This is a genomic window from Haladaptatus cibarius D43, from assembly GCF_000710615.1.
GTDB lineage: Archaea > Halobacteriota > Halobacteria > Halobacteriales > Haladaptataceae > Haladaptatus > Haladaptatus cibarius.
The window spans coordinates 654,732-668,003 of the sequence record NZ_JDTH01000001.1 but is presented as its reverse complement, the minus strand read 5'-3'; the positions used below and the strand labels follow the sequence as shown (position 1 = coordinate 668,003).

The window sequence follows — 13,272 nt, the reverse complement described above, 5'->3', positions numbered from 1 at the left end:
GTCAGTAAGGGCAGCGTACGGTCATCACAAAATCGTCGCACCGCTGCCGACCGACGTTGGGTAGGCCCGCGCTTCGACGTCCGCGTCTAAAAAGGCATCAAGCATTGCACTTGCGACCGAACTCTGTCCCCCCTCGCGGCAGACGGCGAGGACGCTCGGACCTGCACCACTGACCGCGACGCCGGTCGCACCCGCGGAAAGTGCGGACTCCCGCACCGCGTCGAATCCCTTGATGAGCGATTCGCGTGCCCCCGTGAGGGAGTTGTTGCGCAGACCCTTCCCGACGAGTTCGGGGTCGTCGCGAAACATCCCCGCGGTGAGCGTCGCGGCGTCGCCCACGGTTCCCACGAGTTCGTCGATTTCGACGGATTGGGGGACGACCTGCCGAGCATCTCGCGTCGAAACGACGATTTCTGGGAGACAGGCGACGACTGGAATCGACGCATCGACCTGCGTCACGTCCTCGTCGGTAACGATGGTAAACCCGCCGAGAATTGCGGGTGCGACGTTGTCCGCGTGGGCTTCGCCGGAAACGGCGGCCTCGCCCTCCGCGGCAACGCGAACCAATTCAGTGGGCGTGCATCCGCAGTCGTAGAGTTCGTTCAGCGCGACTGCGGCGGCGGCGGCGCTCGCGGCGGACGAACCCAGTCCGGACGATGGACGAACCCCTTTGTCTATTTCGATGTGCGCGGGTGCGTCAAGTTCCTCGGCGACGACGCCCGCGGTATTTTTCGCCGGATTCTCCGGAATGTACTGCTGTCCAACGCCTGTTACTTCAATCGTCGTCTCCTCGGCGCGCTCGACCCGGACGACGTCTGCGGGTCGCTCCAGCGCCAGTCCGAACACGTCGAAGCCGCTTCCGAGGTTGGCGCTTGTCGCGGGTGCCCGCACAGTGACCATGGCTTACGTTTAAAAGACTGGTTGAAAAACCTTCGCCTAGCATTGGGATTTGCGTGTTGGGGTGGAAGGGAGGTTCGTTTAAGAGTCGGTCACCATCCGAAAACCCGACAACGCGCTGAAATCCCCTTACCGCTAGGGCAGGGCTTTAAGCTACCGTGCCACCACCGCACACGCATGCAGGTGGCCATACTCGCTCACGAGAAGTTCCCCGGGCGTGCGAAAACCGCGGTCGGAATCCTTCGCTACGCCGACTACGAAGTCGAGGCGATTCTCGACCACGACCGACCCGGCGAGCGCGTGAGCGACCATTTACCGGACGTACAGGACGCCCCCATCGTCGCCGGAATGGACGACGTTGGCGACGTGGACGCGCTGATTATCGGCATCGCACCCATCGGCGGCGGATTCGACGACTCGTGGCGCGATGACATTCGAACTGCGCTCTCTCGCGGGTGTGACGTGATTTCCGGACTCCACTACTTCCTCGAAAACGACGAGGAGTTCGCCCGACTTGCGGAAGAGAACGATTGTGAGATTTGGGACGTACGCAAACCGCACGACGACCTGACGGTCGGCCAAGGGATTGCGAACGAAGTGGACGCGGAAATCGTGCTGACGGTCGGCACCGACTGCTCGGTTGGGAAGATGACCGTGACGCTCGAACTGCTCGAAGCGGCGGAAGAGCGCGGAATCAACGCCGAATTCATCCCGACCGGACAGACCGGAATCATGATTGACGGCTGGGGCAACCCGATCGACCGCGTGGTCAGCGACTTCACCGCCGGGGCGGTCGAGGAGATGATTCTGGAGCGCGGCAACGACTACGACTACCTGTTCGTGGAAGGACAGGGAAGCATCGTCCATCCCGCCTACTCCGCCGTAACCTGCGGCATTCTCCACGGGTCGATGGCCAACAAACTCGTGCTTTGTCACGAAGCAGGAAAAGAAGTCATCCACAGCTACGAATCGTTCTCGCTCCCGTCCATCGAGGAGTACGTCTCGCTGTACGAGAATCTCGCCAGACCAGTTCAAGAGGCCGAAATCGTCGCGGGCGCGCTCAACACCTCCGGAATCGAGGGAGATGAATCTGCCCGGGATGCGGTCGAATCCTACGAATCCGAACTCGGCAGACCCGCGACAGACCTCGTTCGCTTCGACGCCGACGACGTGCTGGAGGCGATTCTATGAGCCTCTCGACCGAATACGAACGGCTCTCGCTTCCGCTCGAACACGCCTTCACGATTTCCCGGAGTACCCAGACGACTGCCGACAACGTCGTCGTCCGAATCGAGGACGACGAGGGGAATGTCGGCGTCGGCGGGGCCGCACCCTCCAAGCATTACGGCGAGACGGCGGACACCGTGGAGACCGTCATGCCCGACCTCCTAAACGTCGTGGAATCGGTGGACGACCCCCACGCGCTCGCCCAAATCGAACGGGAGATGAAGGAAGTGGTAAATCGAAATCCCGCCGCTCGCTGTGCGGTGAGCATCGCGCTCCACGACCTCGTGGCGAAGCGGGGCGACCTGCCGCTGTATCGCTACTGGGGACTCGACCCGGAGAACACGCTCGAAACCTCGTTCACCATCGGCATCGACACGACCGAAGTCATGCGCGAGAAAACGGCGGAAGCGGTCGAAGCCGGATACAACACGCTGAAAGTGAAAGTCGGCACCGACCGCGACGGGGAAATCGTCGGGGCGATTCGAGACGAGGCTCCCAACGCGACGATTCGCGTCGATGCGAATCAGGCGTGGAGTCCCCGAGAAGCAGTACGCAAAATCGAGGTACTCGCGGAGTACGACGTGGAGTTCGTCGAACAACCGATTCCAGCCGAAAATCCCGACGGGATGCGATTCGTCCGCGAACGCTCCGCCCTACCGATTGCGGCGGACGAATCCTGTATCACACTGGAAGATATTCCGCGAATCGCCGGACAAGCGGACATCGCCAATCTGAAACTAATGAAATGCGGTGGGCTTCGGGAGGCAATGCGGATGATTCACACCGCGAAAGCGCACGGGATGGAAGTCATGCTCGGCTGTATGATAGAGAGCAACGCGAGCATTGCGGCGGCGTGCCACCTCGCACCGCTGCTCGACTACGCGGATTTGGATGGCTCGCTTCTGCTCGCCGAGGACGAGTACGAGGGCGTTCCGATGCCTGATGGCCGCATCTCTCTCGAAACCGGGCAACCCGGAACCGGCGTGCAAAAACAGTAATCAGCTCTCCCTCAGAGTTTGCCGACCCGTTCGGCCTGAAACCCGAGAATATTCTCATACCCGTCCGTGGACATCAACACCGGATAAAACGCCCGTTCTGCGCGGCGTTCCTCGCCGTTCTTTCTGGCGAACGTCTCGCCCACTTCCACGCGGACGAAGTTCTCCCCGACGAACTCGTAGTCGCCGCCTTCGACGACGTCGAAAATCCGATACAGTTCGGGGTCGCCCGCGTCCGACAGCGTATCGACTGCGCCCATCTCTCCCAGAAAATTGCGGAGGACGCGCTCTGCGTTTCGGTCTGCTCGCTCGCTTCCCCGTAGTCCGCATTCGACTGCCACTCCATCAACGTAGTCGATGAGACCGCCAGCGATGTAGCTGACATCGACCACGCGGGGCGTACCTGTTGCACGAGCGAGTCTGGTCGTTCGCTCGTTCACCTGCGCGACCAACGCGAAGGGGTCGGGATGCGAGCGCGTCGAATGGAGGTCGAGAACGGAACAATCGCGGACTTGCGGAAGGAGTTCCGCTGCGAGTCTGGATTCGTGGGGTTTTCCACCAGAGTCGCCCGGAAAGGCACGATTCAGGTCTTCGTCGATGCTGCGGACGTTTTTCTCGATTGCCGCCTCGTTGGCCACGACGAACCGAACCGGTCTTCGAAAATCGTGGTTTTCGGCCAGCACGCGCTCGATTGCCGTTTTTCCACACAGTTCATTTCCGTGGAGGCACGCGACCACGGCGAGTTCCGGCGTCCCGTCGCCGACGGTTTCGACGTGCATTGACAGCGAGTGGCACGCAGTGGTACTACTTGAGACTGTGGATTTCGGTCATCGTTTGTGGTCAGTCGTCTTCGTGTTCCGAATCGCGGGTTTGCAGACGAACCTCCTTGTCCGTTATTTCCGCGATTGCCTCTTTCGGAAGCGGGTAGATTTCCTTCGAGTCGTCTTTCCACCCGAGAAGCATCTTGTATTCGGTCAGGAGGCTCGGATGCGGGTCAACGTAGGCGGTGCCGTCTTTGATCTCCGTGACGATACCGACCTTTTCGTCGTCCACGTTGAACACCGGTTTGCTTTCGTCTTCTTTTGCTGGCAGTCGTCGCATGGAGGTGATACGGGCTTGTCGAGCATCAGATTGTCCGCCGAATCAGTCGAACGTTGCGGGGATTTTGCGTCCGATTGGGCGTGATTGGCGTGAGTTCAGTTTTTGAGACCGATTGGGCGTGGTTTGCGTGATTTTTGTCGCTAGGTAGTCACGACTCCACTGAAACCGTCTCCGCCCACATGCCTCTCCAACCGACACGTGCGCTCACAGTCGTTCGCACACTCGTCCCTCGCACGACTTCACCACAGGCCCTCAGACGACGAGTCCTCGGGCCTGTGGAAGCACGCGCCATGGTGTTTGTGTGATTTCTACAGATGAGAAAAACCACACGGCGTGCGAAGGCGAACCGTAGGTTTGCCCGCGCGGGGGATGACTGACCGAGTGAAACGAGGGAAGGAATCGGTTGGGGAGGTGTGTGGGCGGATCGGTGCGGAGGCGGTTTCAGTAGAGTCGGGAATTGCAGACAGCACAAAACCAGACAAAATCCACCGAAATACGGGCTTCACGACAGGGATGCATCTGCGCAAAAATCCACAAAAATACTAAAGAAACCAACGCCTGAAAATCTCCGTCCTCGCCTCCGTCTCAACACACTTATCTTGCACCTGTCCCGTATCTGCGCCCATGAGCGAAATCGTCGTCACGCTTCCGGATGGCTCCGAACTCCAGATGGAGGACGGGTCAACCGTAGAAGACGTGGCCTACGAAATCGGCCCCGGACTCGGCAAGGACGCGGTCGCAGGTGTCGTTGACGGAGAACTCGTTGACAAGGCAACGCCCCTTTCCGAGGACTGCCGACTCGTCATCGTCACCGACCAGAGCGACGAGTACGTTGATGTGCTCCGTCACTCCGCGTCCCACGTCTTCGCACAAGCCCTCCAGCGACTCCACCCCGAAGCGAAACTCGCAATCGGCCCGTGGACGGACGAGGGATTCTACTACGACATCTCCGGCGTCGAACTCGACAGCGACGACCTCGCGGAAATCGAAGACGAGGCACACGACATCATCGAGGAAGACTTAGACATCGAGCGCGTCGAAAAATCCCGCGAAGAAGCGTTCGACCTGTACGAGGACAACGAGTACAAACAGGACGTTTTGGACACCGAAGCGGCGGACGAAGACCCGCTTTCGTTCTACGAGCAGGGCGAGTTCGTAGACCTCTGTAAAGGCCCGCACGTCGAATCGACGGGCGAAATCGGCGGCTTCACGATTCTCGAAACCTCGGCGGCCTACTGGCGCGGCGACGAGGAAAACGACACGCTGACTCGCGTGTACGGCACCGCGTTCGCCAGCGAGGGCGACCTTCATGACTATCTGGAGCGCATGGAGGAAGCAGAAGAGCGCGACCACCGCAAACTCGGACGCGAGATGGACTTGTTCTCGATTGACGAGACGACTGGGCCGGGTCTGCCACTGTACCACCCGAGCGGAAAGACGATTCTGCGGGAACTCTCCGACTTCGCGGGCGAACTGAACCGTGAGGCAGGCTACGACGAAGTCGAAACGCCCCATCTGTTCCGCACCGAACTGTGGAAGAAATCGGGCCACTACGACAACTACGTTGACGACATGTTCCTCCTCGACGTGAACGATGAGGAGTACGGCCTCAAACCGATGAACTGCCCCGGCCACGCGACCATCTTCGACCAAGATACGTGGAGTTACCGCGACCTGCCGGTTCGGTACTTCGAGAACGGGAAAGTCTACCGCAAAGAACAGCGCGGGGAGCTTTCCGGCCTCTCGCGCGTCTGGTCGTTCACCATCGACGACGGCCACCTGTTCGTTCGCCCCGACCAAATCGAGCGCGAGATTCGACAGGTCATGGACCTCATCTTCGAGGTCATCGAGACGTTCGATTTGGACGTGGAAGTCGCGCTGGCGACCCGCCCGGAAAAATCGGTCGGAAGCGACGAACTCTGGGAGCACGCGGAGGAACAACTCGAATCCGTCCTCGAATCCTCCTCGATGGACTACGACATCGAACCCGGCGACGGCGCGTTCTACGGCCCGAAAATCGACTTCGGCTTCGAGGACGCCCTTGGGCGCGTCTGGGACGGCCCGACGGTGCAACTCGACTTCAACATGCCCGAGCGATTCGACTTGGAGTACGTCACCGAGGACAACGAGCGCGAGCGCCCGGTGATGATTCACCGCGCCCTGTACGGAAGCTACGAGCGCTTCTTCATGGTGCTCATCGAGCACTTCAACGGGAAGTTCCCGCTCTGGCTCTCGCCCGAACAGGTTCGCATCCTCCCCGTCAGCGACGACAACCTCGGTTACGCCCACCGCATCAAAAACGAACTCGGCGACTTCCGCGTCGAAGTCGAAGACCGCTCGTGGACGGTCGGACGCAAGATTCAGCAGGCCCACGACGACCGCGTGCCGTACATGATTGTAGTCGGTGGTGACGAGGAAGAGGCAGGCACGATTTCGGTTCGTGACCGCAAAGAGCGCGAAGAGAAGGACGTGTCGTTGGAATCGTTCCGCGAGCATCTGGAAGCGGAGCGTGAGGAAAAGCGGACGGAAATCAACTTCCTCGACTGAAAACGTCGGCGCGCTTAGTCGGACAGCGTCCACGTCGAATCCTTCTATCGACTACGTAGTACCGGACTGCAATGAGGCAAGCGGAAAAGAAAACGACACACGCACACAGCTAACAAAGTCTTCTCTAGGGAGCCTCCGGTTTCAGTTATACTGGCTCGGAGAACTCTCGGGGCGAAGAACGCAAAACCAACGGCAGTAACTACGCTGACCACACCGTACCCGAACGCTTTCATAGAACGTTCCGGGTGGTGATTCGGACTAACTGTACCAAGTAAATAGAGAAGAAGCCCTATTAAAATAATATACAGCTCGCGTATCATTATCATACGAATTAAATATCAACCGATTTGAAAAGGTTGCTGATTGGAGTTGACGGGGTCACTCCAACTCGTCGTTTCGTGCCGTTTCTCGCAGAATAAACGGCCCGATAGATAGCGTCCGTTTCGCCACCGTCGCAATCCGGAGGATGTACGAAAGCAGGATGACGAAGGGAACGACTGCGATGGTCGTCGCCAAACTAACGACCAGTACGTCGTTGCTGATGGCGAACGTGTAGCCCGGAACCGCCCTCGCGTCGTAATAGAGTATCATCGCCACGGCGACAACGAGCGCCGGAATCGAGGTGTAAAGCATCGACCGCGAGAGGTTGACGAGTTCCCACTGGAAGTAAAGCGTCTTGAAATGCTCCCGCGACGGGCCGAAGAACTCCAAGCATTCGATAATATCGTCGAATGCCTCGTCTACCTCGTCGGTGAGCGCGTCCGCATGTTCGTTCCGGATTTTGCGCGCGAGGAAGATTTTCCACGAGTAGTTGAAGTTGAGGATGGCAGAAAGCAGGTCGAACGTCCCGAACTGCTTTTCTTTGAGACGCTCACTCACCGTGTTCGCATTTTCGGCGAGGCCATCCACGTAGCTTCGAATCTCCTCCTTCAACTCCTCGTCCCGACTCTCTTCGACAGCATCCGCAAGTGCTTCGGCTCGGTCTTCAGTTTCGTTCATCAACGCCTCCATAAACGAGGCGGGTTCCGGCGGCGCGGTCGGAACGTCGAGTAGTTCCTCAACGTCCTGCCGAAATTCCATTGCGCCTTTCATCCGACTGCGCTGGTCGCCGACCGGGCCGAGTTCCTGCGAGAGAACGAGTTGGTTCAGCGTCACGACGAGCGTCACGCCCGTGATAATCGCGCCGATAAAGCCTTGAAAGGCGGTGTCAATAGGGTCTGAGGTTGCGATAGACTGCTGAAGCGGTGACGGGTCGAGAATACCGAGAATCACCAGCGAGAGAAAGAACGCGAGCAGGATGCCACCAGCGACACCCCACCGGTTTGCCTCCATCAGAATCCACAACTTCCGCCGACTCTCGTCTACTCGTTCCCGCATGGTATCGCCGGGCTGGGAACTACCACCTGAATCGCTCATACTGTCCGTGAGGGTAAGCGGACTCAAATAGGCTGTTGCCGGGGCGATACGACTACCGGCAGAGCTGTTGGGTGATTACTGAAACAGCAAATGGCCGAGAAGGTTACGAGTTGTTCTCCTCAGTGGCCTGTTCGGTTTCGACTTCAGTTTCAGTTTCGGTTTCGTCGGCCGAGACTTCCGCCTCGAGGTCTGCAAGGTCGATGTCCTCCTCGCCGGAATTTGTCGTCGTTTCTGTCTCGGCTTCCGGTTCCGGCTCCGGTTCGTCCTCGACTCCCATCTCGGCTTTCAGGGTGTCGAGTTCTGAATCGACTTCTCCGCCGGTTCGCATCTCTTCGAGTTCGCGGTCGAGTTGGTCTTTGTCCGAGAGCGCGTCGTCGAACGCACCCGTGTCGTGGAGTTCGTCCATCGCTTCTGCGCGCGCTTCCATCTCCTCGGTCTGTTGTTCTGCGTTCTCGATGGAGCGCGAAACGTCTTCCATCTCGTCGCCGACGCCCGTCATGGCCTCCGAGACGCGACTGTTCGCTTCGGCGGCCTCGTAGCGCGCTTTCATGCTCTCTTTTTTCGTGCGGAACTCCTCGATGCGGTTTTGGAGCGTGTCCTTTTTCTCCACGAGGTTGTCCTGCGTGTTCTGGAGTTGTGCGATTTGGCCCTCCAAATCCTCGATTTGGTTCATCTTCTGCTTTTTCTTCTCAAGCGCTTTCCGGGCTAAATCCTCGCGTCCCTGCTTTACAGCCTCCCGCGCCTGCGAGTTGTGCTTCTCGACGTTCTCTTCGAGGTTTCGCTTCTGAATTTCGAGGCGCTTTTTCTGGGTGGTCAGGTCGGCGATGCCCTTCTTCACGTCCTGCAGTTCGTCTCGCATCTGCTCGTAGGAGTAGTCGAGCGTCTCGGTCGGGTCTTCAGCCCGGTTGAGGACGGCATTTATTTTCGAGCGGATGACGTACGACATGCGTGAAAGTACTCCCATACATCTACATTCAGAACCCGACCCTTAAAATCCTCACCAAGCTAACACGCCCTCATGCAGTCGAACAAAGTCGTCGTCCCCGGTGCGCGGGACGTTCGGGCCACCTTGGACGTGCCGGAGGGCGAAACCGATACGATTGTAGTCGCCTGTCCGCCCCATCCGCAGTTCAACGGGAATCGGCGCGACAACCGACTCGTGGTCCTCGGCGAATATCTTACTGACCACGGAATCGCCTGCCTGCGCTTCGATTACGGAGATTGGGACGAAGGCTACGGCGAGCGCGAGGACGCCCGGAACGCGATTCGGTGGGCGAGGGAGCGGTACGGTTCAGTTGGAATTTTTGGGTTCAGTTTCGGCGGCGGAGTTGCGGCACTTGCAGGGGCAGATGAAGCGGTGGATGTGATTGGACTGCTCGCGCCCGCGTCTCGGTTGACGGACGATTTGGACGCGGTGGAGGTTTTGGATGGGATTGCGGTTCCATTGAAGATTCTGTACGCGACTCGGGACGACACCGCGAACTGGGAACCCATCGTGGAGCGCGCAGAGGAGTTAGGCTTCGAGACGGAGGCGTTCAGCGCCGACCATTTCTTTGTTGGGCAAGAGAAGAAGGTTGCGAGGCGGTTGGGCGAGTTCTTCGTTGGACAGTTCTAATAGGGGGATTGATTTTCATTCGGGGAGGGGGTTGCACCTGATAGTTAAAACGAAGCAGTAAGAGAAACACGAATAATTGACCGTGGTGTAAAGTTGCTGTTGGCAAGTCACGACTCAAATGAACTGCCACCGCAGGCCACTCCCTCCCCAACCGATTCCCTCGCGCGCTTCATCACGCCTTCTCGGACGGTCGCTCGCGGCTTCACCGCTCGCGTTCGAGATTTCGGAGAAATCTCGTTGTCCTCGAATACCCGCCAGCGCGCCACATCGCTCGATGATTGAGGGCCGGAGAAAATCTTCGATTTTCCGGTATCACGAAAAACGCCGTCTTTCACAGGCTTCGTTTGGAATCGGCATCAGTTGTCGTTCGGATTTCTTCCCCATACTAAACCTCGACCGTGTGACCAGAGACGGCTTAGCCACGGCGTATGACTGCCGCCAAGTTCGATGACGTGCATCTTCGCCATGAGGAGATAGACTCCCAGCGAAAGAACGTAGACGAGTGGCGTCAAGCCCAACTGCCAGAGAAGCGTCGACGTGAGGTCAATCCCAATCTCGGGACGCCAAACTCTGTTCATCGTCCGGAGGAGACGCATTACCGGAACGTGAAGCAGATATATGCCGAGGGCGTGCCGCCCTATTTTCGGGAGAATCGTATTCTTGCCCCACTGTGGCTTCGAAAGCACGTATGCGAAAAGCGCGAGAACGAAGAATATCGTCGAAATGGTGTACCCCGTCGAGTGGATTTCGGAGCGAAGAACGTTATCACGGATGATATAGCCAATCGCGTACTGCTCGACTAGTTGGGCCACTGCGAAGAAACAGACCGCCGCAAAATAGATGTGACTGCGACTCTCCTTCGGCGTCCAGTCCATCGAACTGATGTGGTATCCAAGCGCGACGTAGAAGAATCCGAAGAAGAGAGCATCCCGCGTTCGAAACGGTACGTTAGCGAGCATTCCGTAATTCATGCCGATAAGACCGACGACGTGGAAAAGCGCGGCAACGGGCAGTAGATAGCGGGTTTTCCTGAACTTGACGAAGCAAGCGACGAAAACGAGGGAGTAAATCAATGCTGTCAGGAACCACAGTGGAACGGCAAGCGCGCTTCCAAAGTACAGGAGGTCGATCGCAGAGATGTTTTCGATGCCACGGTTGACGAGGGCAGTCACTACGGGAACACCTTGGAATAGCGCAAGACCGATGACTGCCGTCACGGAGAGGAGTCTCCCGAACACGTAAATCGAACCGAGTTTGCGGACAGAACCGACGACGGTCGATGTGACGGTGTCAGCAGTCGCCGTCTTTGCGAGGAAGTATCCGGACGTGAGGAAAAAGAACGCAACGTCGAACTGACCGATTGTGTCTATCACGAAAAAGACGTAGTTCCCGTACGTTCCGAAACCGCGAAACGGTTGTACGTGTGCTATGACGATGAAAAATATCGCAACTGCTCGCAGGGTATCTATGCTATGGATTCGCTTACTCATCGTATCTCAAAGGTCCACTGAGGAATCATTCCCCGGTATTTAAATTGCCTCCGATATTGTCGGGAAAACCGAGTTAGTTCGTATCAAGGAGTTGGACTTCGAGACTGAGGCGTTCAGTGTTGGGCACTTTTTATCGGAAGTAAAAAAGCGATGGGGTAGTTGGCGAGTTCTTCGTCGGTTACGATACTATTCGATGAATAGACAGCACCAACACATTTAAAAATTAATACTAACCAAAGAATATTATATAAAATTAGTCATAAAATAATTTAATATAGTTCGAAGTAAATTCCGTATGCAGTATGACAAAACGAAACAAAGACTCGAATCGGAGAACGTTCATGAAGCGAGTTGGTGCAGCATCCCTTGGTGCTGTGACCATTCCAGCGACTGCTGCTGCAGATTCCAATAGTGAAAGAGAGTACAACGTCGCTCGACAAACGGGTACGTTCGACGCGTCGTCCTCGGGCCTTTCGCGCTCCGAACGGCGCGACTTTGTCGAGAAAATGGAACAACGACACGGAAAGGAGGCGACGGCGAACCTCGTTGCAGAACCCGAAAGTAACTTCAGTGCCAGTGCAGACGTTGATGGAACACTGGTCGATTCGGTGGACGGCCACGTCGAAACGAACGAAGCAACGTCCGACCACATTATCGACATCTACAAAACGGATGTCTACACGTCCAGTGGCGCACGACGATACATCTACCATCACTGGAGTACTGCGTCATCAACGAGCGGTGGTCTCTACGAAGGAAATCTAGTTAGTTTCACCAATCACGTCAAGCACACGGACTATTCTGACAGAAAGCAGATAAAACCAGCGAGTTCGATTTCTCGCAACGGGACGGACGTGGATCTATCCTTGACGACGACAGCGCAAAACAAGACCGGAACGGGGGAGGTATCGGCGTCGGCCAGCACGACCGTCACCGTGCTTGAGGATACCATCGGTTACGACCCGAACCGAACGAGTACGACGACTGACGAGTATGCCGCCCAGTGGTCTGGAAACTACGAAGGTCAGCAGGAGTTGAGCGGTTTCCACGTCGAACAGCGACCTTCCTACGGCATTCGTGAGTTCGACTACACGTTCGAACTCGTTTCGGACGCGTTCTAATCTGAAATAGGAAACACTTTTCAAATATTTTCATACACAATTAGAGGCCGCCATGAATGAGAAAAAACAGACACGAAGTACGCGACGTTCAGCGATACGAACGCTCGGAACAGTCGCACTTGCAGGTTCAATAGCAGGGTGTACAAATATTGGTTTACGTGCAGACGGGAAAGACGACCCCTCCTACTCGGAAAAAAAAGTCGTCACCCCTGATTCGGATGCGCTTTCCCACGAAGCATTCACGAAAAAAGTATCGTCGCTCGAATCGACCTACGGTACGAACGGTGTTTGGGGGATTGCAAAACAAGAACCGGAACACGGTCTTACGTTCGCTGGTGCGTGGACGCTTTCCTCCGACGATGAGAACTGGTCTTCCGACCATGTCCTTGCCCTCTACAAAATACCAGACGTGGAACTCGACTCCGAACAGTTTTACAGGGCATGGCTCTGGAGTGGCGTAACTCCTGAAAACGAGACACAGCTTCAAGCGATTCAATCAAGGCTCTCGTTGCCCCGAGAGACGGACGACATGCGTCGGTACGACCCGGCGGAAAAGACGAGTTCCAAGAAGGTTCCAGTCGCGTTTTCGCGGGTCAATCGGGACGGACCGATGATACAATTCCCCCTTCATACCGGTTCCGTCGGATATGTGGGCGAAAAAACGAACGTCGGCAAAGCAGGGTCGTATGCCGTATCGTGGTCGGGAGAGTACGATAGTACGCAATCGGTGAACGCGACGTGTGAAATGAAGTGGCCGAAATCGAACGAGTACGAGCTAAAGTGGCAAGTAGAAGTGAACGCCACTCGGACGTAAACATCTAATCGAGCGGCCATATCGAGATGGACTGTGCCACCCCCTACCG

At 57.0% G+C, this 13,272-nt stretch carries 13 protein-coding genes; 6 read left to right on the top strand and 7 right to left on the bottom strand.

Annotated elements, in window-relative coordinates; genetic code table 11:
* Window positions 1-24: 24 nt before the first annotated feature.
* The gene (locus HL45_RS03485) at window positions 25-900 is read right to left on the bottom strand and encodes a homoserine kinase (RefSeq protein WP_049969706.1); all 876 of its coding nucleotides are present in this window, start codon (window positions 898-900) and stop codon (window positions 25-27) included.
* Window positions 901-1,074: 174 nt separating this feature from the next.
* Between HL45_RS03485 and HL45_RS03480 the strand changes: the two genes are divergently transcribed.
* Both HL45_RS03480 and HL45_RS03475 read left to right on the top strand, forming a co-directional pair.
* On the top strand, window positions 1,075-2,088 hold the full coding sequence (locus HL45_RS03480) for a DUF1611 domain-containing protein (protein ID WP_049969705.1): 1,014 nt from the start codon (window positions 1,075-1,077) through the stop codon (window positions 2,086-2,088).
* Window positions 2,085-3,122, top strand: coding sequence for a dipeptide epimerase (locus HL45_RS03475; protein ID WP_049969704.1), 1,038 nt, complete (start codon window positions 2,085-2,087; stop codon window positions 3,120-3,122). Before HL45_RS03480 ends, HL45_RS03475 begins: the two co-directional genes overlap by 4 nt.
* An 11-nt stretch (window positions 3,123-3,133) precedes the next feature.
* On the opposite strand, the gene HL45_RS03470 is transcribed toward HL45_RS03475, so the two are convergent.
* Window positions 3,134-3,898 carry a M14 family metallopeptidase gene (locus HL45_RS03470; protein WP_049969703.1) on the bottom strand — a complete coding sequence of 255 codons (765 nt, stop codon included), beginning with the start codon at window positions 3,896-3,898 and terminating at the stop codon, window positions 3,134-3,136.
* Between the two features lie 61 nt (window positions 3,899-3,959).
* On the bottom strand, window positions 3,960-4,220 hold the full coding sequence (locus HL45_RS03465; RefSeq protein ID WP_233274675.1) for a PRC-barrel domain containing protein: 261 nt from the start codon (window positions 4,218-4,220) through the stop codon (window positions 3,960-3,962).
* 624 nt (window positions 4,221-4,844) lie between these two features.
* Between HL45_RS03465 and thrS the strand changes: the two genes are divergently transcribed.
* Entirely contained in the window at window positions 4,845-6,767 is a 1,923-nt protein-coding gene (gene thrS, locus HL45_RS03460) for a threonine--tRNA ligase (protein ID WP_049969702.1), read from the top strand.
* Window positions 6,768-7,145: 378 nt separating this feature from the next.
* On the opposite strand, the gene HL45_RS03455 is transcribed toward thrS, so the two are convergent.
* Together HL45_RS03455 and HL45_RS03450 are read right to left on the bottom strand one after the other, a co-directional pair.
* Entirely contained in the window at window positions 7,146-8,183 is a 1,038-nt protein-coding gene (locus HL45_RS03455; protein ID WP_049969701.1) for a hypothetical protein, read from the bottom strand.
* A gap of 103 nt (window positions 8,184-8,286) precedes the next feature.
* Window positions 8,287-9,147: a PspA/IM30 family protein gene (locus HL45_RS03450; RefSeq protein ID WP_049969700.1), complete on the bottom strand. Its 861-nt coding sequence runs from the start codon at window positions 9,145-9,147 to the stop codon at window positions 8,287-8,289.
* Between the two features lie 54 nt (window positions 9,148-9,201).
* Here HL45_RS03450 and HL45_RS03445 point away from each other — a divergent pair, with 54 nt between their 5' ends.
* Window positions 9,202-9,798, top strand: coding sequence for an alpha/beta hydrolase (locus HL45_RS03445; RefSeq protein ID WP_049969699.1), 597 nt, complete (start codon window positions 9,202-9,204; stop codon window positions 9,796-9,798).
* A 107-nt stretch (window positions 9,799-9,905) separates the two neighbouring features.
* Here the strand turns inward: HL45_RS03445 and HL45_RS20705 are convergent, their stop codons facing one another.
* Window positions 9,906-10,064, bottom strand: a complete 159-nt coding sequence (locus HL45_RS20705) for a hypothetical protein (protein ID WP_158413654.1) — start codon at window positions 10,062-10,064, stop codon at window positions 9,906-9,908.
* 90 nt (window positions 10,065-10,154) lie between these two features.
* Window positions 10,155-11,288, bottom strand: coding sequence for an acyltransferase (locus HL45_RS03440; RefSeq protein ID WP_049969698.1), 1,134 nt, complete (start codon window positions 11,286-11,288; stop codon window positions 10,155-10,157).
* Between the two features lie 302 nt (window positions 11,289-11,590).
* On the opposite strand from HL45_RS03440, the gene HL45_RS03435 reads away from it, so the two are divergent.
* Complete coding sequence (locus tag HL45_RS03435; RefSeq protein ID WP_049969697.1) at window positions 11,591-12,409, top strand: hypothetical protein; 819 nt, start codon at window positions 11,591-11,593, stop codon at window positions 12,407-12,409.
* A 52-nt stretch (window positions 12,410-12,461) separates the two neighbouring features.
* Entirely contained in the window at window positions 12,462-13,223 is a 762-nt protein-coding gene (locus tag HL45_RS03430; protein ID WP_211250819.1) for a hypothetical protein, read from the top strand.
* The last annotated feature ends 49 nt before the right edge of the window (window positions 13,224-13,272 follow it).

What these genes read in the sequence shown, in the direction of transcription:
- HL45_RS03450 (WP_049969700.1), bottom strand. Translation starts at nt 9,147, where the DNA reads ATGGGAGTACTTTCACGCATGTCGTACGTCATCCGCTCGAAAATAAAT.
- HL45_RS03430 (WP_211250819.1), top strand. Translation starts at nt 12,462, where the DNA reads ATGAATGAGAAAAAACAGACACGAAGTACGCGACGTTCAGCGATACGA.
- HL45_RS03470 (WP_049969703.1), bottom strand. Translation starts at nt 3,898, where the DNA reads ATGCACGTCGAAACCGTCGGCGACGGGACGCCGGAACTCGCCGTGGTC.
- thrS (WP_049969702.1), top strand. Translation starts at nt 4,845, where the DNA reads ATGAGCGAAATCGTCGTCACGCTTCCGGATGGCTCCGAACTCCAGATG.
- HL45_RS03480 (WP_049969705.1), top strand. Translation starts at nt 1,075, where the DNA reads ATGCAGGTGGCCATACTCGCTCACGAGAAGTTCCCCGGGCGTGCGAAA.
- HL45_RS03435 (WP_049969697.1), top strand. Translation starts at nt 11,591, where the DNA reads ATGACAAAACGAAACAAAGACTCGAATCGGAGAACGTTCATGAAGCGA.
- HL45_RS03465 (WP_233274675.1), bottom strand. Translation starts at nt 4,220, where the DNA reads ATGCGACGACTGCCAGCAAAAGAAGACGAAAGCAAACCGGTGTTCAAC.
- HL45_RS03445 (WP_049969699.1), top strand. Translation starts at nt 9,202, where the DNA reads ATGCAGTCGAACAAAGTCGTCGTCCCCGGTGCGCGGGACGTTCGGGCC.
- HL45_RS03455 (WP_049969701.1), bottom strand. Translation starts at nt 8,183, where the DNA reads ATGAGCGATTCAGGTGGTAGTTCCCAGCCCGGCGATACCATGCGGGAA.
- HL45_RS03440 (WP_049969698.1), bottom strand. Translation starts at nt 11,288, where the DNA reads ATGAGTAAGCGAATCCATAGCATAGATACCCTGCGAGCAGTTGCGATA.
- HL45_RS03485 (WP_049969706.1), bottom strand. Translation starts at nt 900, where the DNA reads ATGGTCACTGTGCGGGCACCCGCGACAAGCGCCAACCTCGGAAGCGGC.
- HL45_RS03475 (WP_049969704.1), top strand. Translation starts at nt 2,085, where the DNA reads ATGAGCCTCTCGACCGAATACGAACGGCTCTCGCTTCCGCTCGAACAC.